General features: G+C 37.3%; 14 protein-coding genes. 10 read left to right on the plus strand and 4 right to left on the minus strand.

The window, feature by feature from the left end; translation table 11 throughout:
• Position 1: 1 nt before the first annotated feature.
• Both ACSHZO_RS05540 and ACSHZO_RS05545 read right to left on the minus strand, forming a co-directional pair.
• Positions 2-1,843, minus strand: coding sequence for a sodium:solute symporter family protein (locus ACSHZO_RS05540; protein ID WP_298245880.1), 1,842 nt, complete (start codon positions 1,841-1,843; stop codon positions 2-4).
• Positions 1,844-1,849: 6 nt separating this feature from the next.
• Positions 1,850-2,983, minus strand: a complete 1,134-nt coding sequence (locus ACSHZO_RS05545) for a glycoside hydrolase family 26 protein (RefSeq protein ID WP_298245879.1) — start codon at positions 2,981-2,983, stop codon at positions 1,850-1,852.
• Between the two features lie 209 nt (positions 2,984-3,192).
• On the opposite strand from ACSHZO_RS05545, the gene ACSHZO_RS05550 reads away from it, so the two are divergent.
• The 7 genes from ACSHZO_RS05550 (at position 3,193) to ACSHZO_RS05580 (ending at position 15,132) form a co-directional block, all read left to right on the plus strand.
• The gene (locus ACSHZO_RS05550; protein ID WP_298245878.1) at positions 3,193-4,065 is read left to right on the plus strand and encodes an AraC family transcriptional regulator; all 873 of its coding nucleotides are present in this window, start codon (positions 3,193-3,195) and stop codon (positions 4,063-4,065) included.
• A gap of 89 nt (positions 4,066-4,154) precedes the next feature.
• Complete coding sequence (locus tag ACSHZO_RS05555; protein WP_298245877.1) at positions 4,155-5,111, plus strand: glycoside hydrolase family 5 protein; 957 nt, start codon at positions 4,155-4,157, stop codon at positions 5,109-5,111.
• Positions 5,112-5,373: 262 nt separating this feature from the next.
• The gene (locus tag ACSHZO_RS05560; RefSeq protein WP_298245876.1) at positions 5,374-8,547 is read left to right on the plus strand and encodes a SusC/RagA family TonB-linked outer membrane protein; all 3,174 of its coding nucleotides are present in this window, start codon (positions 5,374-5,376) and stop codon (positions 8,545-8,547) included.
• A 4-nt stretch (positions 8,548-8,551) separates the two neighbouring features.
• Positions 8,552-10,138, plus strand: a complete 1,587-nt coding sequence (locus ACSHZO_RS05565) for a RagB/SusD family nutrient uptake outer membrane protein (RefSeq protein ID WP_298245875.1) — start codon at positions 8,552-8,554, stop codon at positions 10,136-10,138.
• Between the two features lie 17 nt (positions 10,139-10,155).
• Positions 10,156-11,229: a hypothetical protein gene (locus ACSHZO_RS05570; RefSeq protein ID WP_298245874.1), complete on the plus strand. Its 1,074-nt coding sequence runs from the start codon at positions 10,156-10,158 to the stop codon at positions 11,227-11,229.
• Positions 11,230-11,313: 84 nt separating this feature from the next.
• Entirely contained in the window at positions 11,314-13,803 is a 2,490-nt protein-coding gene (locus tag ACSHZO_RS05575; RefSeq protein WP_298245873.1) for a glycan-binding surface protein, read from the plus strand.
• A gap of 117 nt (positions 13,804-13,920) precedes the next feature.
• Positions 13,921-15,132 carry a glycoside hydrolase family 27 protein gene (locus ACSHZO_RS05580; RefSeq protein WP_298245872.1) on the plus strand — a complete coding sequence of 404 codons (1,212 nt, stop codon included), beginning with the start codon at positions 13,921-13,923 and terminating at the stop codon, positions 15,130-15,132.
• Positions 15,133-15,337: 205 nt separating this feature from the next.
• On the opposite strand, the gene ACSHZO_RS05585 is transcribed toward ACSHZO_RS05580, so the two are convergent.
• Entirely contained in the window at positions 15,338-16,675 is a 1,338-nt protein-coding gene (locus tag ACSHZO_RS05585; protein WP_298245871.1) for an AGE family epimerase/isomerase, read from the minus strand.
• A 136-nt stretch (positions 16,676-16,811) separates the two neighbouring features.
• Here ACSHZO_RS05585 and ACSHZO_RS05590 point away from each other — a divergent pair, with 136 nt between their 5' ends.
• Genes ACSHZO_RS05590 through ACSHZO_RS05600 form a run of 3 tightly spaced genes read left to right on the plus strand, consistent with a single transcriptional unit; the run spans position 16,812 to position 22,217 of the window.
• Positions 16,812-19,304 (plus strand): glycoside hydrolase family 9 protein, encoded by a 2,493-nt coding sequence (locus ACSHZO_RS05590; RefSeq protein WP_298245870.1) that lies wholly within the window; start codon positions 16,812-16,814, stop codon positions 19,302-19,304.
• Positions 19,301-20,278: a glycosyl hydrolase gene (locus ACSHZO_RS05595; RefSeq protein WP_298245869.1), complete on the plus strand. Its 978-nt coding sequence runs from the start codon at positions 19,301-19,303 to the stop codon at positions 20,276-20,278. Before ACSHZO_RS05590 ends, ACSHZO_RS05595 begins: the two co-directional genes overlap by 4 nt.
• Positions 20,262-22,217 (plus strand): hypothetical protein, encoded by a 1,956-nt coding sequence (locus tag ACSHZO_RS05600; protein ID WP_298245868.1) that lies wholly within the window; start codon positions 20,262-20,264, stop codon positions 22,215-22,217. Before ACSHZO_RS05595 ends, ACSHZO_RS05600 begins: the two co-directional genes overlap by 17 nt.
• A gap of 1,440 nt (positions 22,218-23,657) precedes the next feature.
• Here ACSHZO_RS05600 and ACSHZO_RS05605 read toward each other — a convergent pair.
• The gene (locus ACSHZO_RS05605) at positions 23,658-23,849 is read right to left on the minus strand and encodes a hypothetical protein (protein WP_298245867.1); all 192 of its coding nucleotides are present in this window, start codon (positions 23,847-23,849) and stop codon (positions 23,658-23,660) included.
• Positions 23,850-24,246 lie beyond the last annotated feature (397 nt).

A 24,246-nucleotide genomic window follows, 5' to 3' on the forward strand; every position in this document is an offset into this window, starting at 1 on the left:
ATTAGTATTTACTTCTAATATTATTTTCAATTTTTATTTTATCCCACCAGTTCTTTTTGAGGATTAATATGCAAACACCAAGAACTGCAAGTGAAACCAGTAATGGTAAGTTTTTGTGCAGAATAAGATAAAGCGGAGCTACTACCAGAAGTGTTTGAGCAATAGTTCCAATAATGACATTAAACATATCACGTCCAAAAGCCTTGTTTCTTTGAAATGCTGGATCTTCGGTCTTTACTTTTTCAAAGATTGGTTTCCAGAAGCCCCATGGTTTTGTACGTCTATAAAAATCTTTAAGAACTTCTTCTTCTGTAGGTGGAGCAGAATAAGTTCCAATAATACTTCCCGCAATAGAAATTAAAAGAATGACAGGGAAATAATATAAATCCAGTGTATCTGTGAAAATCGGAAAAATCATAGCGGGAAGCATTCCCGAAAGCATTCCCCAGAAATAACCTGCTCCATTGAATCTCCACCAATGCCATTTGAGGACGTTGGATACTACATAACTTCCATACAATGCAGAAACGATCCATTGAAGTATGGAGTTGACGTCCTGAATGAAGAAACCAAGAATTATACTAATAATTACAACAAGAATTCCACTTCCATAGTTCATCAGTTTCACTTTGGAATGTGCTGCCTGGGGGTTATAGTGTTTGAGATAAATATCGTTAACGAGATAGGCCTGGGCAGCGTTAAGAGTTCCTGCAAATGTTGACATGAAGGCAGCTAATAAGCCTGCGAGCAATAATCCAAGTAAGCCAACAGGAACAAATTGTTCAATCGCGGCAGGCAGTATTTTTTCAAAATCCAAGACCCCTGCTGTGGTAAGATCTAATTGATCGTAAAATAGTACAGCTAAGACTCCAAAGCCTCCAACCATTAAATAACGTGTGGGGATGAGTGCTAATATCGAAAATGCGCTCATTTTTGCCGCTTCTAAAGGAGATTTTGTAGATAGGATTTTTTGCATGTCGTAATTGGGTGCAGGACCAGCTATGCTTGATAAAATTCCTTTAAATAACATGAGCATAAAGAAAATACTGAAAAGCGTATATCCATCTGAAGCAACTTTTGTGTTAACCTCATCTATAATCCCACTCCAATCCATATTGAGTTCCCAGCCAAAAAATGGGTTCATCCAGCCGTCCGGAACATTTAAAGTATTGGCGCCCATGGCCTGCCATGCTATTACTGCGATGGCAATAGATGAAATGGTCATTACCGTATACTGTAAAAGATCTGTCCATACAATACCTGACATCCCTCCTAAAACCGAATAAAAAACGGCAAACATGGTGAAAATTATTCCATAGAAATGAGGTATATATGTGGCCGGTACATTAAAAGGCACATAGCCTGAAACAACCTCCCATGGAATAAATATCTCTACAAATTTCCCCAACCCAATGAATCCATAAGCTAAAAAGCCCAAACAGCTAAGTATGGCAAATATTACTATAATCTTATGCGAGAGTCTCCCTCCTCTTCCACTACCAAACCTAAATAATATCCATTCTGCACCGGTAGTTACATTAGATCGCCTAAGCCATACCGACAAATATACCATTAGAAAGACCTGATTAAAAACAGGCCATAACCAGGGAATCCAGACACTTTTAAATCCATACACAAAAGTTAGTGTAACCAGCCACATGGTTCCAGAAATATCAAACATCCCTGAAGCATTTGAAAGCCCAAGCATATACCACGGCAGGCTTTTACCACCCATTAAATAATCATCCTTACTTTTTTGCGCTCTTTTTCTAAGCGCTAATCCTATAAGAATAGTTCCTGTGAGATAAAGTAATATGATAATGACATCAAGGCCCTGTAGCATTATAAATTAAAGTTTAAAGTTTATTTTCTTTACCTGATCTAAAAATAAAGTTTCTTCCAGTTTTTCAAATTCTCTGAAGTCTTCTGCAGTTACATCATCTTTATAGGTAGAGAAATAATGATCTAATCTGGCGTTTCTCCAAAGAAGTACCCAGGCGATTCCCGAATCTTTAATTCCGGGATATAAGTGTTTTGTCCACCATTTGGGATCAGATCCAGGATCTATATTTCCGGTTTCGGTAAGTGCATAGGGTTTTGATCTCTTTTGAGCTTCTAATTTTAGAATCTCAAGATTTGTTTTAATATTTTTTATAAATGCTTCTTTTCCGCCGTAATTATAAATATCTACCCCCAGAATATCTACATATTCATCTCCGGGATAATATTTTTCAAAATCTTCGGTGCTTTGCATAATATTAGGGGCATAGGCGTATAATAGGTTGTGAACATTATTTTGCTGAAGTAGCATAAAAGTTTGTCTCCATAATTCCTTGTAGTCTTCTGCGCTGCAATTCCCTTCTCCCCACCAAAACCATCCGCCATTCATTTCATGAAAGGGTCTAAAAACTACTGGTATAGGCTGATCTTTTTCATCTTTTAAGGATTTAAAGAAAATCGAGAGTCGTGATACCCATTTTTCATATTTTTCTCGCTTTAAACCACCCTTTAAAATTTCGGAAACTGCTGCCGTCGTATCCCAGGAACTCCCATCTGTCACCGGGTTATCCAGGTGCCAGCTGAAAGTTATAATCGCACCCTTTTTATACATTTTTTTTACCTGATCCCTCATAAGCACAAAGGAAACGGTATCGAGATTGAAAGAATGATTTAACTCAATGTGCCCAAGATCGTACCCATGAACCGCAGGAAGCTTTCCAGAAACATCCCTGATATCACTTCTTAACTTAAGAGGAGAATCTGGCTGTTTCCAGTTAATGCCATATATGGTAGCATCCTGGTGTCCAAAAGCGAAACCATCATTGGGAATGGATTTTATTCTTTCATATAAAATTTTAGTTTTTTCTGATGCCTTAATATTTGCAAGGTGAATGTCCTCTAAATTTATTCGATACGTACTTTTACATGATGTCATACATACAATAAATGTTAGAAGAATACCTATTTTGACAATATATTTCATGTAATAAGTGTGAATTTTGAATTTTTTTGGTAAAATATTTTATCTTTAGTTTTGTCTTATTATATATTTAATCTCTAAATTTTAAGGAAAATTTAATTAAATCGCCTGAAATGTTAAGAAATATCAAATTTAACTTTCAAGGTTATTGAACTTTAATAGAATATTGTCAATTCTTGATTAAATTTTTTCTCAATCGTAATTAAAAGAATATGCAAAAGGAGATACACCGGGAAATTACACCCCTGGCCCCTGAAGATAGCTTCCTTGTTTTTGATAGAATTAAGGATGATTTTGATTTTCCAATTCATTTTCATCCTGAGTATGAGCTTAATTTTATTTTAAATGGTAAAGGTGTTCGGCGAGTAGTGGGTGATAGTTTGGAGGAAATTGATAATATAGAATTAGTACTTGTGGGGCCAAACCTGAATCATGGTTGGGAAATCCACAACTGTAGCAATAAGAAAATTCACGAAATAACAATTCAATTTCATAACGACCTTTTTGATGATAAGCTGTTAAGCCGAAGAATAATGAAACCGATAAAGGATATGTTTGAAAGGTCTGCTCACGGAATATTGTTCTCAGAAAAGATTTCAAAAGAAATAAAACCAAAAATACTTAGATTATCTAAAATAGATAGTATTGATTATTTTCTGGAGCTGATTTCCATCTTACATGACCTTGCAAATTCCAGAAATCAACACCTTCTTTCATCATATATTTCAGAAAATAAAAACTTTGAAAACAGTGATAAGATTAAGAAAATATATGAGTATATACAGGAGAATTATCAAAAAAAGATAAGCTTGAAGGAGATCTCGGATGTTGTAAATATGAGCCCGGTTTCTTTTAATCGATTTATTAAACGCAGGACAGGAAAAACCTTTATTGAATACGTTAATGATACCAGAATTGGTTATGCCGCAAGATGGTTAATTGAGAAGGAATTAAGTATAGCCGAAATTGCCTTTAAATGCGGGTTCAATAATATTGCAAATTTTAATCGTGTTTTTAAAAAGAATAAGGACTGTACACCTAGCCAGTACAGGGAGGAATTTAGTGGAATAAAAAGAGTATTATAAATATTATTAAAGGCTTCATGAAAAGCATATCTGGGTTAACTATTTTCTTACTTCCGTTATTAATTATTTGCGGTTGTTCTTCTATGAATATGGATTCGTCATCCAGAGAGAAAAACAACGAAGGATCTGCCGTTAAAGCATTAAATACAGAAAATTTGACTCCGGTAGCCAAGTATGGTCAGTTAAGCTTCGATGGGATTAAATTGGTTAGTGAGCATGGAGAAGTTGTTCAGTTAAAAGGGATGTCTTTGTTCTGGAGCCAATGGCAACCGCAGTATTATAATAAAACCACCTTAAAACAATTGAAAGAATATTGGGGGATTAGTGTTATAAGAGCAGCTATGGCTATTGAAAACGAAGGTTTCCTGGAAAATCCGGAAAAAGAGAAGCGAAAAATTTATAAAGTTGTAGATGCAGCAATTGAGCTTGGAATTTATGTTATCGTAGACTGGCATGATCATCATGCTGAAGATCATCTTTTAGAAGCAAAGAAATTTTTCTCTGAATTAAGTGATAAATATGGTCAATACCCTAATTTAATATATGAGCCTTATAATGAGCCGTTAGAAGTTTCCTGGAGTAAAGTTCTAAAACCATATCATCAGGAAATCATCTCAGCAATTAGAAAGAACGATCCCGATAATATTATAATATGTGGCACACCTAGATGGTCACAGGATGTTGTTTACGCAGCAAAAGACCCTATTAATGAGGCTAATATTGGTTACACATTACATTTCTATGCAGGTACTCATCACGAAGAACTTAGAGAGGCAGCTGCTAATGCAATGAAGAAAAATCTACCAATTTTTGTTACTGAATTTGGAACTACAAATGCCGATGGTAATGGGGAAGTTTTTTATGAGGAAACTCAAAAATGGTTAGACTTTATGGATGACAATAATTTGTCATGGTGTAATTGGTCTATAGCTGATAAAAAAGAAGCATCTGCAGCCCTTAAACCTGGTACTAAGCATAACGAATTAAAGGACTTATCTAATCTTAGTAAGTCGGGAAAATATGTCAGATCCAAAATTATTGAATAGCACTATTTCTTTATTATTTTTCTGCTGAATATATTTTGAACTTACCAGTTTCGTATAAAATTAATATTAGCACATTCCAGATTAATCTAGTTAGGAAAAAATATCATTAATATTTGATAAAATAATATTAACAAGACCTTAACTTTCCTTCTAATTTTGAGTATGGGAAAAATATGGGTGTTTTTTTGTTAATATAACAATTGTTTTGTTTTCATATTATTGATACCGTAATTTTTTATATAAATCAACCAATTTAATTCTTATGCGAAGAAAGATACTTCAATGTAAAGGCAGCTGTAGCCTTAGAAGCAAAATATTATTTTTTGCCCTCTTCTTTTGTGCCTTCACTCAAATTGGTCTCGCGCAGAACGTTGTGACCGGTAAAGTGATTGATACGGAAGGTATACCTTTATTAGGGGTAAATGTAATTGAGAAAAACACCTCGAATGGAACCACTACCGATTTTGATGGTAATTTTGAAATTAGTGTAGATGATAATGCAGTCATTGTTTTTAGTTTTGTTGGATTTTTGACTAAGGAAGTGAGTGTTTCGGGAGGTGAGAAACTGAGTGTTACATTGGATACTGATTCTGAAAGTTTAGATGAAGTAGTAGTTATTGGATATGGTGCTCAACGAAAAGAAGAGATAAGTGGCTCTGTATCCAGTATAAGTAGCGAGGAATTTGAAAATATACCTCAAGTTGGCGTAGATCAACTTATGCAGGGACGTGCAGCGGGTGTTATGGTAACTAAAAACTCAGGCCAACCTGGCTCCGCAGTTTCTGTAAAAATTAGGGGGGTAAATACAATTACAGGATCGAGTGAACCTCTTTATATTATTGATGGTGTGCCAGTGTCTGGAGATTCTAGAAATATCGCAACCAGTGGAAGGTCAACTGCCGATGGTGGAATTGGAGATGGTACGGGAGCAACAGATGTAAGTCCGCTGGCTGCTTTAAACCCAAATGATATTGAATCTGTTGATATTCTTAAGGATGCATCTGCTACTGCAATATACGGTTCGAGAGGTTCTAATGGTGTAGTTATTATTACAACAAAGAAAGGTAAAAAAGGAGCGGGTAGACTTAGTTATAACACATATGTTGCGATGCAAAGACCTACAAATAAGATTGATGTGCTTGATCTGCCGGGATATGCAAGACTTCAAAATACTATTGGTGAAATATATGGTTTAGATCCACAAATTGAATTCTTAAATCCAGATTTATTGGGTCCTGGAACAGATTGGCAGGCGCAGATTTTTGATGATGCGTTGCAAATGAATCACGAGTTATCTTTTTCTGGAGCATCAGATAAGATTAATTATTTTATTTCTTCCTCTTACACCGATCAAGAAGGTACTGTTATAGGTTCTGGATTTGATCGTATTACAGTTAGAACGAATGTTAATGCTGATTTAAATGATTGGATTAGTACTGGAGTTGCTCTTACTGCTAGTAGAACTAATGATGATATTACTTTGAATAGTTCTAGTAATGGTATCATTTCTTTATCATTATTGAACAATCCTGCTACTGCTGTTTACAATGCAGACGGGACTTTTGCTGGTCCGCAAACGGCCGATGAAATCGCTTTTGGAATTCGTAATCCCATCGCAGAAGCTTTAAGCATCCGTAATACCTTAACAAGAAATAGGATTTTCGGAAATATTTTTGCCCAGTTCAATATATCTGATAATTTAAATTTCAGAACGGAATTTGGTGGAGATTTTGGTAATAATTTAAGTGATCGGTTTCAACCTACTTTTACTTACGGAGTATTGGAAAGAGGGGAAAGTACCTTAAACGTTCGAAGAGAAAATAATGATTTCTGGATTATTAAAAACCTATTGACTTATGATAATACTTTCAATGAAAAACATGATGTTACCATGTTACTGGGGCAGGAGGTTCAAGAATCAAAATGGCAGGGAGTTATAGCTCAGGATGGTAATTTTGTTAGTAATGATATTCCAGTTTTAGGAACTGGTGATGCTAATGACTTTAACGATCAGTATATAGGAAGTTCTGCTTTGGAATCTTATTTTGGAAGGCTGATTTATTCCTACGATAATCGGTATAATATAACAGCATCCCTAAGAGCTGATGGCTCCTCTAAATTTGCCGAAGGTAACAAGTGGGGGTATTTTCCATCGGTATCTGGATCCTGGAGACTCTCCAACGAGGCTTTTATGGAAGATTTTGAATCGATTCAGAATATAAAAGTATATGGTGGTTACGGGGAAGTTGGTAATCAGGCTATTCCAAATTTCGCGTATGGTGTAAGACTGAATACCATATCTACTGGACTGGGTACAGGCTTTGAATTTGCCAATTTTGAAAATCCTGATCTTACCTGGGAATCATCAACTCAGACGAATCTAGGTTTGAGCTTTGGATTATTTGATTCAAGATTGAATACAACTATAGAAGTATATAACAAAGTTTCAAAAGATTTTCTTTATCAATTAGCTGTGACCGATTTTATTACAGGGGGTAATTCACCTGGAGCTATAACGGCTCCTTGGGTTAACCTTGGTGAAATGGTAAACAAAGGAGTAGATTTAACCATAAATTATTCAACATTAGGAGAAAGTGATTTCAACTGGCAATCTACTTTAACATTCTCTCATTATCAGAATGAAGTCACCGAGCTATTGGGAGATCTAACAATTAACGGAGATCTTAGTTTAAACCAGTCAAACCAGAACCTAACACTTACCAAGGTAGGAGAACCTGTTGGTATGTTTTATGGTTACCAGGTTGAGGGACTTTTCAGAACAACAGATGATATTGAAGGAGCTCCAATACAATTTGGAAGACCTTTTGAAGATGCTTTATTTTCAACTACCTGGCTTGGTGATATTAAATTCAAGGATATCAATGGTGATGGGTTAATCAACAATGATGATCGCACAGTTATAGGTAATCCTCATCCAGATTTTACATTTGGTTTCCAAAATAATTTCTCTTATAAAAATTTTGATCTTTCCTTATTCTTACAGGGATCTTATGGGAATGATATTTTTAATGCTGTAAAAAGAACTCTTACCGCGGCAAATAGTTATTATGTTAACCAATCGCCATCAGTTTTAGATTATTGGTCCATTGATAATCCAAATGCAGGTGCTCCTAGGTTGGCTAGAAATGACACTCCGAATATTAATATTTCAGACCGTTATATCGAAGACGGTTCTTATTTACGAATTCAAAATTTGACCTTAGGTTATAACTTGTCTTCAAGTACCACAGATCAATTAGGATTGAGAAAATTAAAAGTATACGGTAGTGTTCAAAATTTATACACGTTTACAAATTATTCTGGTTACGATCCTGAGGTAGGGGCTTACAATCAGAACGCCCTTTTACTTGGGGTTGATAATGGAAGGTACCCATCCCCAAGAACTTTTTCAATAGGACTGAACGTAGAATTATAATTATATGATGATGAAGAAATTTTTAAAAACAAAGACTATAATAGTGATCGCTGCTTTTTTATGCTTCCCTTCATGTAGCAAAGATTTTCTGGAGAGACCTCCGGAGGATTCTTATAGTGCAGCAACCTTTTATAAAACAACGGACCAGGTAGAGGCCGCGGCTAATCATCTTTATTCCAGGCCTTGGTACAATTTTATTTCAAATGTTGCTTGGGCCATTGGAGAACTAAGTTCTGGAAATGGAAGAACATGGGATGCAAGAAATGCAGATTTTGACAATTTCGCAATTACTGGAGAACATAATACTTTAACCCAATCATGGGAATCTCTTTACGCTGTCATTGCTCAATCCAACTCTCTCATCAATACTCTGCCTAATTCCGTTGATCCGAGTGTTCCTCAGGAAGTAGTAAATAATTCGTTGGGAGAGGCAAGGTTCATTAGAGCAACTGCTTATTTTTATTTGGTAAGAATATTCGGTTCTGTGCCAATTATAGCTGATAATACCGATTATGTTTTGGAGCCTGTAGTTCCCAGAAACCCTGTTGAGGACGTGTATGAATTCATTAAGAGGGATCTAATGTTTGCAATGGAAAATCTCTATGATAAAACCAGAGGTTCCAACTACGATTTGAATGCTAGAGTGTCAAGCGGTTCTGCTAAAGCTATGCTCGCCAAGATCTATCTCTATGAAGAAAACTGGGCCAGGGCATATGAACTTTCAAATGACGTTATAAATTCGGGAGAATTTAAGCTTTATGGTGGTACTGGAGCTGATGGAGATCCGTCTGGAAGTTATTATGATCTATTCCTAACCGCTAACGATAACAATCCTGAATCAATCTTTGCGCTGCAATGGTCTACTTCTGGACAATATTCTGAAGGTAACGGTATCCAGTCCTTGTTTGCTCAGGCTGGAATAACAGGATTTTCCGATGGATATTCAGCCATTGGACCATCCTTGGATTTGCAGGATGCGTATGAAGACAAAGAACAGGATTTAAGATATTATGCCACGATTATGGATCCGGGATCTTTTTATCCGGATTTAAATGGAGGTTACACCGTTTCCGAAAATGTGGACCATCAAGGTACTAACGTGGGTATTAAAAAGTATGTAGTAGGTAATGCTGCCACTAATGGTGGTGGGGCTCAGCAAAGCTATCCTAATAACACCTATATATTACGATATGGAGAACTACTTTTAATACATGCTGAAGCTGCTTTAAACGGCGGGGGATCATATGAAGAAGGAGTTAAATCACTTAATAAAGTTCGGGAAAGAGCCGGATTAGACCCTATTGCAAATCCTACTCTAGAAGATGTTTTCCACGAGAGAAGGATTGAGTTAGCTTTTGAATTCGAATTCTGGTATGATGTAGTTCGTCAGGGACCTGAATTTGCTTTAGATTTTCTAGCTAATACGGAGCGAGGTACTTTTAATGATGACACTACTCCGCCCACTGTAAATTCTGAAATGTATACACCTACTATGGACGATCTTTTGTTCCCTTATCCAAGTAACGAAACTCAGAATAACCCTGCTTTATTGGAGCCACCGGTGCCTTATGATTTTAGTGATGATGAATAATTTTTTAAAAAAATATTATGAAAAACAAATTAATAAAAATTAGGATAGCTGAACCAATATTCATGGTCTTGTTTGCTAGTCTGTTGTTTTCATGTGACAGTGATTTTGATGTAATTAGTCCGGAGGGCGGAGATGGTCCGCCGGTAATCACCAGCGTAAGTGAAGCAAGGGAAGATGTAGCAGTTACTCAGGGTGTATTGGAAAATACCTATATCATTAGAGGTGAAAATTTTTCTACCCTTAAAGCTATTTACTTCAATGGTGTCCAGGCAAGTGTTAACCTTGCGCTTACTACAGATAATCTTACTTTTGCAACTGTACCTGAGAGTGCTCCTTATGTTGGGCAGTCTAATGAGTTAGTGCTGGAGAACCTTTCAGGGTCTACGAGTTATGACTTTTCACTGTTAACTATAGATGATTTCACCGAAGCTACTATAGATGGAGTTAAAACAGTAACATTATTAGGTGGAGATTTTTCAGAGACAAACTCGGTAACTTTCGTCTCCGGTTCAGAGGAAGACGGGAACCTCGTGGAAATAGAGGCAGATATACTTTCAGTTTCCGAAACTGAAGTTACGGTTATAGTGCCATCTGGTATTGAACAGGCATTTATTTACCTGGAAACCTCCAGAGGAGCAGTTACACAATCTGATTCTTATGGATTTAGTTATTCAATTTATATCGATGCATTAAATCCAGATTGGGAAATGAGCCAGTGGGGCGGAACTTTCGATCTTGAAAACACCAGTCCTGCATTGGGTCAATTTTCAATTAAAAGTACCCGAGAAGCCTGGTCAGGATTATCATTTTTAGCTCCGAATATTCCATTTGATGATTATGAGGCCCTTACCTTTTCAATCTACGGAACTGGTGATGCTGGAGATTCTGTAAATCTTGCAATAAATGACTTTGCAGCTCAGGTAAACCTTGTGTTGATTCCGAATCAATGGAATAAATTCGTGGTACCCTTGTCAAGTTTTTATCCAAATGGAGGTGCACCAGCTACCATTACAAGGCTGGATTTCCAGGAAGCTTCGGGTACAGGTAAAGCTCAGTATATATTTTACGTAGATGATTTTGGGCTTCTTTAAATTGATGATAGTTAGTTTAAAATATAAAGATTCCAGAATTTAGAAATTCTGGAATCTCTTTCAAATAGAAATAAATTAAAAAAGATGAAATTATCCAGAATATATTATGTGGTAATGCTAATTCTTTTAGCCGGAGTAACTTCTTGTAATGAGGATGATGATATTTATCCACAACTCGGTGATGACCCAAGAAATCTTACTCAAATAGTTAACGATGACGCGAATTTATCCACTTTAGCCCAGGCCTTAACCCAGGTTGGTTTGGATTCCACGTTGAGATCGACTTCAACTTACACCTTATTCGCTCCAAATAATGCAGCTTTTGGTGATTTTGATATGTCTTCAATGAGTGAAGAGGAACTTACTAACTTTTTATTGAATCATGTACTTAGTACCACGACCGCAGATTTCTCTTCTACTCTAACCACGGGTTATACGCCCACCATGGCAACGGGACCAGATGATAACAATTTGAGTCTATTTATTAATACTGATGGTGGTTTGAAGTTAAATGGGATGGCGACTCCGGTACAAGGCTCCTTTGATGTAGGTTCCACAAATGGTGTTTTACATGTTGTTGATAACCTATTAACTCCTCCTACAGTTTTGGATCATACAAAAGCAAATCCAAATTTTTCAAAACTGGCGGAAGCTATTGAATTAGCAGGCCTTTCTGAAACTCTTTCAATGACAGATCCTGAATTGGAAACTTACCCATTCACAGTTTTTGCTCCAACTAATGCCGCATTTGAAAGTTTTATGATGCAACTTAATGGAGCATTTGGATGGACTTCTCTAGGTGAAATTCCTACGGAAATACTTCAGGAAGTATTAATGTATCATGTTGTTACCGGAAGTAATACACTTGCTCCCATGATTTCTGGTACGGAGCAGGTTACAATGCAGGGTAATAGTTTTATGATTGATGATAATTCTGTAATACAGGACGGAAGCTATGATATGGCAAATTTTACTTTAACAGATATCCAGGGTGTTAATGGTGTAGTACATGGTGTGAATAAAGTTCTCATACCGGAGACTGTTTTCCAAGACATATTAGGTGCAACGTTAGATTTAAAAAAGAGAAGTGAAGATAGAGGATTTACTTCTTTCCTGGCAGCTATTGAAAAAGCTGGATTGACGGAACAACTGGAGACTGAAGAGTTTACTGTGTTTGTTCCTAATAATGATGCCTTTAACGCCCTTTTCTCACTAATTACAAATTTCGATAGCCTGGAAGATTTTGATACTCCTGAGGAAATTGAAGCTTTAAAGCAATTGCTAACTTATCATTTATACGACGGACAATTATTGTCAAGTCAGTTAATCGATGGTGGCAGTGTAACAACAGTTTACGGCGATAATATTACAGCAGATCTAAGCGGGGATAATGCCCGCTTGAGATCAAGTTTTGAGGAAGCTGTTCCTGCTCAATTTGTAAATGCAAATATTGGGGCAACTAATGGTATTCTACATGAAATAAATCGAGTATTAATTCCTGCCGAACTGGTAAGCGTCCTTGGAATAGAATCTTCTGAAACTGGACAGTGTCCAGTAAAGGATGAAAACCTGGTATTCTTTGATTGGAATGGAAAAGATCCATATTGGGGAAATGTTACTGCAGAAAATGATCCTTCTCTTTCACTGGATGGAGAAAATTATGGTAGAGCAAATTTCCAAACTGGAGGCACAGGATTTATTGATTTATTCTGGAGAAATGACCCAGCAACCTTTAATGGTGCTCAGGTGGTTGGCAGCAATCTGGAAGCTTATTCAATTAAGTTTGATATTAATATAATTGAGCCTATAAGTGCAGGTAGATTTAGGTTAAGATTCAATGCCTCAACTGGAGAAGATGTTTTCTATGATTGGGCTCCATGGGAAGATACAGGGGAACCTTTCACTACTGATGGTTGGGAAACCATCGAAATACCTCTTACTGAGCTTGGAGTACCAGATTTTAGTATCGTTGATGCAGAATTTGGAATGGCATTCCAAGATGCAGATATCCTTCTTAACTTTGCTATAGACAACGTAAGATTTGATACTCCTGGATGTGGTGGTCCCGAACCTGTAGCTGATGTAGAAGCAGTTTTCTTTGATTGGGATGGAAAAGATCCATATTGGGGAAATGTAGGTGTTGAAAATGATGCAGCTATTAGTCTTGATGGTAGTAATTATGGGAGAGCTAATTTTCAAACTGGAGGAACTGGGTGGCAGGATCTTTTTTGGAGAAATGATGCTACTTTCTATGGTGCAAACATGGTGGGTTCTAATCTAGATGAATATGTATTAAAATTTGAAATTAATACTTTCGAACCTATTAATGCAGGGATGTTCAGGATTAGATTTAATGACTCAGATGGAGTAGATGCATTTTATGACTGGCAACCATGGAACGAAACTGGAAATGCTCTGGATACTGATGGTGATTGGATTACGGTAAGTATTCCCGCTACCGCACTAGGAGTGCCAGACTTCAGCCTGGTAGATGCTGAATTTGGGATGGCTTTCGAAGGGGCAGACATTCTACTTAATTTTGCAATAGACAATGTAAGATTTGAGAAATTATAAGCTTGTTTGGTGTTAGCTTAGTTTTTGCTTGATAAGTTTATTCCCTGCAGTTCACTGTAGGGAATTTCTTTTATAAGAACATTATATGAATAAATATTCGACATAAAATTTCAAAAAATGACATTAAAATATTTCCTTTTCCTATTCCTAGTAATTACAGGATTCAACGACACGTATGCCCAGAAATTTGAAAATCTTGCTCAAACTCCTCCTATGGGATGGAACAGCTGGAATAAATTTGCCTGTGATATAAACGAAGAGCTTATTAAGGAAGCAGCTGACGAAATGGTTTCCAGCGGAATGAAAAATGCCGGTTACGAATATATTGTTATTGACGACTGCTGGCATGGCGAAAGAGATGAGAACGGGTTTATTCATGCAAATAAGGAAAAGTTTCCTTCGGGGATGAAAGCACTGGTAGACTATGTACATTCTAAAGGACTGAAATTTGGTATTTATTCAGATGCCGGATGGCAAACCTGTGGAGGTAAACCCGGCAGCCGGGGAAGGGAGTTTCAGGACGCTCAAACTTACGCTAAATGGGGTGTTGATTATTTAAAATACGACTGGTGTAATACAGAAAGTCTAAAGGCTGAAGGTGCATATCTTACCATGAGAGATGCATTATACGAAGCTGGGAGACCAATTGTTTTTAGCATTTGTGAATGGGGTGATAGTCAACCCTGGGAATGGGCTGAAGATATTGGGCATTTGTGGAGGACAACGGGAGATATTTACCCATGTTGGGATTGTGAAGAAGACCATGGTGATTGGTCTTCCTGGGGAGTGCTCAGGATTCTTGATATGCAGGAAGGATTAAGAAAATACGCCGGCCCCGGTCACTGGAATGATCCTGATATGATGGAAGTTGGAAATGGAATGTCCGTGAGCGAAGACCGGGCGCATTTTACTATGTGGGCAATGCTGGCTGCTCCACTAATTGCCGGAAATGATCTGGGTAATATGAGTGAAGAAACAGTGAATATCCTTACTAATAAAGAGGTGATCGCTATAGACCAGGATACTCTTGGAGTGCAGGGATTTAAATATAGCAGTGAAGACGGCCTTGAAACCTGGTTTAAGCCCTTAGCAGGTGGAAACTGGGCAGTGACCTTCTTAAATCGTGCGGATACTGAACATGAAATAAATTTTAATTGGAAAGATCATATGGTTAAGGATCCGGATTTTGATTATGCTGTCGATTTTAATGCAGAAACGTATAGCATTAGAGACCTTTGGAAACACAAAAATTTGAAAAACACTCAGTCCCCTTTTAAAGCAGTCGTGCCACCTCATGATGTGATCACGCTTAGGCTAAGCAAAAAGTAAAGAGGAAATGATTTAAAATAAGGAGGGCGAAAATTTGAAATTTTTGCCCTCCTTATTTTTTAGTTTGATTGTCCATAAATTATCCTGAATTTGACCAAATACGTCATTCTGTACTTGTTTCAGAATCTTCAGGTCCTAAGATAAATTCAGGGTAACGAGATAACTATTATGACGAAGAACGGATATACATTTTTCAGTAATCACCTTATTTCTTTAGAGTTTCCATGCAATTTATGAGTGCCCTGAAATTATGATAAGTAGCTTTCCAAATATGTCCTTTCAGGTCATCTTTTGTTTCCGGTTTGTTATCCTGTCCCCATTCATACCAGCCCCCAAAACGCTCGTCCATAAAATAGGTGTTTGTGTATTCCCACAACTTATTAAAATAAGAACGATAATCATGTTCGTCTTCAGGGAAATAATGATCCATAATAAGCAGTGTATTCAAACCTTCAGCCTGAGACCACCAGTTTTTATTTTTATTTACCAGCGTAAGATTTTTATCAGAACCAAAATAATAGCCCCCATCATAAAATCCACCCAATTCAGGATCCCATCCATTTTCCAGGGAATGATCTACCATCTTTTTACCTTTGACCAAGGTTTCTTCTGTGTCCTCACGCCCCAAAGCTTCGGAAGCTTCTAGCATCAAATAAGCCGTTTCAACATCATGTCCAAAAGAAACATGATCCAGATAATAGTGCTTTTCAATCACTTCTTTTGACTGATCATTAAAAGTAACCGGCGTCCAGTCCTTTTCAAAAAAGAGATTCATATAATTCTTGTCGCTTACAATAGTATCACGAATTAGTAATAGTAACTCCTCCAGTCTTTCTGCAACAAGATCATCCGGCCACACTTTATAAAGTTCCGTAAAGGCTTCCAGCAAATGTATAGAACTATTCTGATCCTTATAACCAACGTCTGAAGTGGAATCAAAACTGGAATCTCTTATAATTGGTGATCCATCCATATTTAAGGACTGGTAATATCCTTTACTAATTGAGTCATGGCTATGCTCTTCCAGCCAGTAAAAGGTCTTTTTGGCCAGCTCTAGTGCTTCTTTATTTTCTGAAGCTCTGGCATAAGCCGCCAAACCATATAATCCAAAAGCGTTGCCATAAGCCGTTTTCTCTTCACCTTTTTTAGCAATTGGCTCCCCGGTTTTAGAAACCAGGTTATGAAAACCTCCATATTCCTTATCCCACATCACATCCCTTAAGAACTTAAATCCATGTTCGGCATACTGAAGGTAATTAGCATTTTCTGGAAATACTTCAGCAGCTACTGAATTGGTCCAGATATGCCTGGCCTGGGTCACGATCATTTTATCATGTTTTTCCCCCAGTTTGAAATCATAGGTGATTTCACTGTAATAACCTCCGTCCTCATTATCAATGGCCAGAGGATACCATTTATCAAGTAAATTTTCTTTAGCGTCTGTTTTCATTTCAGCGATGAATTCTTCATTCGAGGTATTATCCTGACAAAAAACAGTGCTAACCGAAAGAAACATGAGTCCTAAAAAGTATCGTATTTTCATAAAGGAATATTTTTCAGATTAAATATATAGCAATGATTTCAATAAGAAAGACGGCTGAAAATATCCTATGGGAAATAGATAAAAAAGTATTAAGTCCTGCTTCGTACATAGGCCTATTTTTAGTTTCTAATTTTAGATGATGCGAAATTTTATTTTACTCTTTTCAATTTTAGGCATAGCAAATATTTATGCTCAAAAAACTTCCGATTCTATAGATATTTTCAGGATTAATGACCTGGAATACCTGGAAAGACGGGGAGCAAACGTTATGCTTGCCCACGATTTTTATCCGGAAAGTCATCAGGGCGGAGTTGGCATTATCCAGAATGGGATTCGTGTCGCGACCAATGGAGATCTAAGGCTTGAACCTGCTCCCGGCCAATGGCAGCCTGTTCCGAAGGTTGGAGAGCGACAGATTGATCGCGAAAAGCAGGAAATAAGCGTGCATATGAGCTATCCAGATCCTTCCAAAGACCGACAAGGATTTAATCCCATTATCTACCCTGAGCTTGAAATGAGCTACGAACTTAAGGTAATTCCTCAGGGAAAATCCTTTAAAATCATAGTTGATCTCGATAAACCTCTACCGGAAGAATGGATAGGAAAAGTAGGAATGAATATTGAATTTTTCCCCGGAATCCTCTTCGGAAAATCCTTTTATATGGATGATGATTTTGGGATTTTTAACAGGCAGGCCAATGGACCCGGTTATTATACTGATGAAGATGAATTCCGGTTAAAACCTATGGCCAGGGGAAATAAGCTCGTTATCGCACCCGGAACTCCAAAACAAACCATAAATATTGAAAATTTAGGTGAAAATAGCTTGGAATTATTAGATGGCAGAGCTATTCATAGTAACGGCTGGTTTATAGTAAGATCGCTGGTACCCGCAGGAAAAACTAAAAATGCTATTGAATGGCTTATTACTCCAAATACGCTAAAGGACTTCATTTATTCCCCAGTAGTACAGGTTTCCCAGGTGGGTTACCATCCTGCCCAGGAAAAAATAGCGGTTATTGAAATAGATCCAAATGATAGCAGAAAAATAGAAGCAAAACTACTTCGAATTGATAATGAAGGCGGTTATACTGAAGTGATTTCGAAACGACCTGAAGAATGGGGCGACTTCCTTAGATATAAATATTATCAAATGGATTTTACTCACATCAAAGAACCCGGGATGTATGTGGTTCAATATGGGGACTATACCACTGAAGCTTTTCAGATTAGTGAAGAGGTTTTTCAAAGGAACGTCTGGCAACCAACGCTTGAGTATTTTTTACCTGTCCAGATGTGTCATATGCGCGTGAACGACCGGTATAAGGTTTGGCATGGCCTCTGCCATATGGATGATGCGCGAATGGCTCCTACAGATTATAACCATTTTGATGGTTATTTACAAGGATCTGAAACTCTTACGAAGTATGAATCCGGAGAGCACGTGCCCGGAATAAATATTGGTGGCTGGCACGATGCAGGGGATTATGACCTTAGAGTGGAATCCCAGGCTTCAACGGTTCAGGGACTGTCTCATATTTATGAACTTTTCGGGGTAGATTACGACAATACCAGCATCGATGAAAATACCCGGATCGTAGAAATTCTTCAACCCGACGGCAAACCCGATATGTTACAGCAAATAGAACACGGTGTTCTTTCAATCGTTGGAGGTTACAAGTCTATGGGGCGTTTTTATCGCGGAATCATCGTGCCTACCAAAAGACAATACATTCTACTGGGAGACCCCGTAAATCATAGCGATAATAAGGTTTTTTCGAATTCTGAAGCAGATGAACAGATTCCTGTAGGCCTAGAGGGAGCTCCAGATGATCGCTGGGTTTTTACTGAAGAAAATCCGGGGAGAGAACTTTCTACCGCTGCAGCCCTTGCAGCTGCTTCTAGAGTTTTGAAAAATTCTAATCCAGAACTTGCTGAAGAATGCCTATCGATCGCCGAATCAATCTGGAACACACATAAGAAAGAATCATTTGTTCAAAAAAGCGAACTAGCCGTTGAAATGCTTCGAACTACTAATAAACAGGAATATTCAGATTTTCTTGTGAACAATTCGGAAGCAATAATAGCTAATATTAGCAATACCGGATGGATCGTCGGGCCTGCCCTACCGCTAATCCAAAATGATAATTTTAAGAATCAGATAAAGGCTGCTGTTCAGGAATATTATGAAGAGGTGGTAGAGTTAGGTAAAAAAACACCTTACGGAATGCCTTATGAACCGGATATCTGGGGCGCGGGCTGGGGAATTCAGAATTTTGGAATGAAACAATATTATTTCCATACGAGCTATCCCGAAATCTTTCCGAAGAAATATATGCTGAATGCCCTGAATTTTGTGCTTGGTTCTCACCCGGGCGTGAATACTTCCTCTTTCGCATCTGGAGTTGGCTCGAGATCATTAACCCAGGCCTATGGAGTGAATCGCGGGGAATTCTCGTTTATTCCGGGTGGAATTGGATCTGGAACAGCTTTAATAAGACCGGATTTTCCTGAATTACTGGAATGGCCATTTCTCTGGCAACAAACCGAATATGTTTTAGGAGGCGGCACTACAGATTATATCTTTTTAGTACTCGCTGCAGACCAACTTTTAAATCAGAATAAATGAAAAAAATGATCCTTTTTGTCGGATTGCTTGCCTCTGTTCTATGTTATGGGCAAACACCCGTAAATCCAAACACCGGTCCTGAAACAAAACAGTTGTTAGAATATATTTATTCCTTAAATGGCAAAATTTTAGCCGGGCAGCATAGTTATAACGAAGACCCCGATAAGTTTTATAATCTCGCCCAGGAAATTACCGGTAAATATCCGGCGGTATGGGGAACCGACTTTTACTGGAATGGGGAAAAAGATCCGGGAGAAAGAATTGTAAAAGCGACCATCAAAAAACATAACGAAGGTTCAATAATAACCCTTATGTGGCATGTGGGGAGACCATCCGAAAATCCTCCTTATAACTGGAGTAAAAGTGTACAGAATGAATTTAGCGATGAGCAATGGCATCAGTTGCTTACACTCGGTTCTACTACACATACAAATTGGTTAAAGCAGGTAGACAATCTTGCTCAGCATCTAAAAGAATTAAAGGAAGCCGGCGTACCCATTCTCTGGAGACCTTACCACGAAATGAACGGGGTTTGGTTCTGGTGGGGAAATAATCCGGATGCATATAAAAAGCTTTGGAAAATGCTTTACGACCGTTTAACCAATTATCATAAGCTTAATAATTTGATTTGGGTCTGGAATGCGAATGCTCCCCGGGATATTCCTTACGATGAAGCATTTCCGTATAAAGATTTTTATCCGGGAGCTGATTTTGTGGATATACTGGCCACCGATGTTTATCATTATGATTACGAACAGAAAGATTATGAGGAACTTTTGGAACTCGCAGAGGGTAAACCTATTGCTCTTGGAGAAGTGGGTGAATTACCAAAACCAAACATTCTGGAAAAACAGCCAAAATGGTCCTGGTTTATGGTCTGGTCTAACTGGCTACAAACTGCAAATAGCCCGAAACGGGTAAAAGAGATATATAATTTTTCAAATACATTAACTAAAGATGAAATTAAGAATTAAGCATACATTAATCCTGCTACTATTTGTCACGGGTGTGGCTCAGGAAGTCTCAGCACAGGCTGAATTCGAGACCTGGGGCAACCTTACGGGAATTCGAACGGAAAACGGTTTTTTCGATTTTAACTCCAGTCTTGTGATTATAAATAAAAACGGTAACGAGTGGGAAACCCGGAAGGAAGGTCAGAAAACGGACTTTAAAAGGGAAAATGGAGTTAAAACCTTCAATTACGGAATGCGTGACATCAGCTGGAATCAAAAGCTTCAAACAACCGGAGAAGGAAAAGCCAATATTCAGGTAGATTTCACTTCCCCAAAAGACACGCTTCTGCAGGGAGCGTATTTCAGAATAAAACTACCGGAAGCATTTGGCACAAACGCCAGTTTCAAAATTAGCAATCCCGAAACGATTACTGTTTCAAATTTTCATTCAGAATTTAAAAATGCTGAATATAAAGCTCCTGTAAAATCTGTAACTGTCAATTCAGAAAACCGGGAAATCACAATTATCGTAAAAGAGGCCACCGAATTAATTATTACTTCTGGGGCAGACTCTCTAAATCCAGAATACCAGTTAAATTTTGCTATCGCAACTGGAAATATTGCAGCAAATAAAACTTATAAAAACTCCTTTGATATTGAAGTTTCCGGAGAAATGGATAATTCCCCGGTGACTTTGAAACTTTATCCAGATCAGGAAGGAAATGCTTTTGATGGAATCGGAGGCAACTTTCGTTTACAAAATCCGAAAGCAGATCCTCAGGTGATAGATTATGCACTGGAAAATTTACGGGTGGCCTGGAGCAGAGTAGAACTTCCATGGAAACAGTGGCATCCAGACCCTGACAAGGATCCAATAGCTGAGGCGAAAAAAGGAAAGTTAGATCCGAAAGTAAAAGCTTCCATGGAAATGGCGCAACGACTCGATGAAAAAGGTATTCCAGTGATTCTGGCTGCCTGGTTTGCCCCAGACTGGGCTATAATAGGTAAAAGAGCAGAGGGAGTCAATCTTGACGGAAGCCGGGGGAATCAATTAGATCAGTCCAAAAAGGAAGAAATTTATAAATCAATTACTGCCTATATTTTATTTTTAAAAGAAGAATATGGCGTGGAGACCGTGATGTTCTCCTTTAACGAATCGGACCTTGGAATTGATGTGCGACAAACGCCTGAGGAACACGATCAATTGATAGAAGAGCTTGGAAAGTATTTTAGAAATGCAGGCGTAAAAACCAAATTTCTGCTTGGAGATACGGCAGATGCCAATGGTTGGGATTTTACCACTCAGGCGTCGATAAATCCGGAAAGCCTGCCCTTTATTGGTGGTGTCTCTTTTCATTCCTGGAGAGGCTGGACTGATGAAAACCTTATAAAGTGGCATGATATTGCGAATCGTGTTGATGAACCTCTTTTTGTTGGTGAAGGTAGTATTGATGCAGGGGCATGGAGATATCCCCAAATCTTTGAAGAGTCTACTTATGCCCTTGAGGAAATACGCATTTACCTAAAAATACTGAAAATAGCCCAGCCATTGAGTATTCTTCAGTGGCAGTTGACCTCAGATTATTCGGTGCTATCGGGCGGTGGAGTGTTTGGTAATGATGAAGAAGAATTACATCCCACACAACGCTTTTTTAATTTGAAACAACTGGGCACCACTCCTAAAGGACTAAACGTTATTCCTCTTATTTCTAAAGAAGAAATGATTACTGCTACTGCCCTCGGAGATCAAAAAAACGGTGAATATGCTCTTCATCTGGTGAATAAAAGCGCAACTAGAGAAATTACTATTATTGGAATTCCGGAAAGTGTAAGTTCATTTACCCTATATACTACTAATAGCAAGGAATCTTTTAAAAAAGGCAAATCATTAAAGCCGAAAAATGGAGAGCTAAAATTTGAAGCTGATGGAGCTAGTTTCATTTCTCTTTTTTCACGGTAAAACTAATATGCGAATAAATGTTTTAGTTGGAATAGATCAAATTCGCATTTAAAGCCTATGATTAAAATCATAGGCTTTTTTTTAGCTTATAAAATTAGTAAAAAGAAAAGCTTTTAACCAGTGACTATCCATTTAGGACAAACTTTCACTACCATTAATAGTTTCTCAATTTTCAGAGGGAAGTAATTGTAAGTCTCCCTATAATGTCTGTGATCACTCAAAAATCTTTGTAATTCGGAAATTGCTATTTCAATTGTTGTTACTGAAGATTTTACGCCTTTTTAACTAGCTGTTCATAGTGATTATAACAAAGAATGCCTGGCTAAGGAGTTCCTAAGGTGATTTTCTAGAGGTTTATTCTCAATTTCCTTGTGATTTTTATCACAACCCTTTTAGTTTTTACGAGATCAATAAATGGGATCCCTTTAACTTCCTTTACCTGAGTTACACACACTCAGCCCAATGAAAGGAACAAACTTTAAGAGAATACTTGTAATGACACCCGAAACCCCATCAACCTCTATTACGACATGACTTCGTTTTGGAACCAGAGCTTCATTGAACAAATCTTGAACCTCCTTAAAAACTGGAAAAACTTTTTATGGAAGTTCTCCTAGAAATCTCCAAATAGCTCGATTGGTTTTAAATGAGACTTTTAAAATCTTCCATCTCCTAGATTACTTACATGACTGCTGTGAGTGTTATTTAAGATATTAGCAGAAAGATTATAGAGGCTATAGAAATTAAATAGAGAGGATTGGTTGTTCTGGATTTAGTCTAAATACTAGAAAAAACAACTTCAGCTTGAAAATAGGAAAATGCTCAGGATATAATAAGTAAGTACTTATATTCATATTATGATCAATTTAAATCCCTGAAAGTAAATTAGGTTAATGTAGAAAAAAATTTATCTAATTCTAAAAAATTAAATAATTCCTATTAAAGTGTTGAAGTTTTTAAGTGAAGAATTGGTTCTAATGTTCCTTCTTTTCAATGATGGAAATTCCGTTCTAAAAACTATTAGGTTTAGGTAATTAATATGAGAATTCCAAAATGAAATGAAGGAATGGAATAGCAAGAGGGTAACGGGCAAAGCCCCGTTACAATCCATTCCCCCTTAGTTTTGAGCCTATTTGTTGTTTATTGCCTACAAATTGAATGAATTAGAAATTCTACTCTAAAATTTTTCACGGAAAAACCTTCGAAGGCCTTATAAACGGATATATTTTTCACGGAAAAACAATATTTTAGAGTATCCCACTCACCCCATTTCCTTTCTCTTCGCAAATGCTACGTTTCAGAAAAAGAGGTTCATTCATAACGTCTTGGACCCAAGTCAAAAAAGTATGATGGATTTCTAAAGTACTTAATCGAAGAACTTTTATGACTTAAGTCCGCTGGATAGATTTCCATAATTAAGGGCTCACTGTAAAAGACCGATCAATCATTCATAATTCTCTGATCGTTCATAGCCTTACCTTTTGATGCCAAATCAATAGCATTTGAAATTAGCGGACTGCATAAAGCCGCTTCGCTTTTTATAAGTCCTTTTCTAATTTCAAATCCTGAAATGCCGTCATGCATCAAAAGGTAATGCATACAGCTCTGAAAGAAGTAAATTATAAAAGGCATTATTAGTTTCATTTTGATCTGAATGCAAAATTCAATGAAGAGCAAAAGGAAAATGCGCCAGGTAAAAAAAGTAAATGATTTTTGTAATTTAATTCATTCTTCAGCAATGCAATTACCATGAAATAGGATTCTTGTTTTTAACAAACAGAACTTTCTAAAAAGAAAGCACTAATTGTAAAAAGTTTGAGAATACACTTTTATCAATAAAACATTTTTTGGAGCATCTAGAATTTAGATATTCAGGATTACTCCGAAATTGCTATTTGAATGGAGAAAAAATAGCTGAGAATTCATGATTGATGACTAGCGGAACATCAAATTGCTATAAATTAAACCTAATAAAATGGAAAACATTTAAACGTTTAAATACGGCATTTTAAGGGCAATTAATGATTTT

This window comes from Christiangramia sp. 3-2217-3z (assembly GCF_051195275.1).
Lineage (GTDB): Bacteria > Bacteroidota > Bacteroidia > Flavobacteriales > Flavobacteriaceae > Christiangramia > Christiangramia marina.

Bases quoted from the DNA above. Each gene is read 5' to 3' on its own strand.
- ACSHZO_RS05540 (WP_298245880.1), bottom strand. From the start codon at position 1,843: ATGCTACAGGGCCTTGATGTCATTATCATATTACTTTATCTCACAGGA.
- ACSHZO_RS05545 (WP_298245879.1), bottom strand. From the start codon at position 2,983: ATGAAATATATTGTCAAAATAGGTATTCTTCTAACATTTATTGTATGT.
- ACSHZO_RS05550 (WP_298245878.1), top strand. From the start codon at position 3,193: ATGCAAAAGGAGATACACCGGGAAATTACACCCCTGGCCCCTGAAGAT.
- ACSHZO_RS05555 (WP_298245877.1), top strand. From the start codon at position 4,155: ATGGATTCGTCATCCAGAGAGAAAAACAACGAAGGATCTGCCGTTAAA.
- ACSHZO_RS05560 (WP_298245876.1), top strand. From the start codon at position 5,374: ATGCGAAGAAAGATACTTCAATGTAAAGGCAGCTGTAGCCTTAGAAGC.
- ACSHZO_RS05565 (WP_298245875.1), top strand. From the start codon at position 8,552: ATGATGATGAAGAAATTTTTAAAAACAAAGACTATAATAGTGATCGCT.
- ACSHZO_RS05570 (WP_298245874.1), top strand. From the start codon at position 10,156: ATGAAAAACAAATTAATAAAAATTAGGATAGCTGAACCAATATTCATG.
- ACSHZO_RS05575 (WP_298245873.1), top strand. From the start codon at position 11,314: ATGAAATTATCCAGAATATATTATGTGGTAATGCTAATTCTTTTAGCC.
- ACSHZO_RS05580 (WP_298245872.1), top strand. From the start codon at position 13,921: ATGACATTAAAATATTTCCTTTTCCTATTCCTAGTAATTACAGGATTC.
- ACSHZO_RS05585 (WP_298245871.1), bottom strand. From the start codon at position 16,675: ATGAAAATACGATACTTTTTAGGACTCATGTTTCTTTCGGTTAGCACT.
- ACSHZO_RS05590 (WP_298245870.1), top strand. From the start codon at position 16,812: ATGATGCGAAATTTTATTTTACTCTTTTCAATTTTAGGCATAGCAAAT.
- ACSHZO_RS05595 (WP_298245869.1), top strand. From the start codon at position 19,301: ATGAAAAAAATGATCCTTTTTGTCGGATTGCTTGCCTCTGTTCTATGT.
- ACSHZO_RS05600 (WP_298245868.1), top strand. From the start codon at position 20,262: ATGAAATTAAGAATTAAGCATACATTAATCCTGCTACTATTTGTCACG.
- ACSHZO_RS05605 (WP_298245867.1), bottom strand. From the start codon at position 23,849: ATGCCTTTTATAATTTACTTCTTTCAGAGCTGTATGCATTACCTTTTG.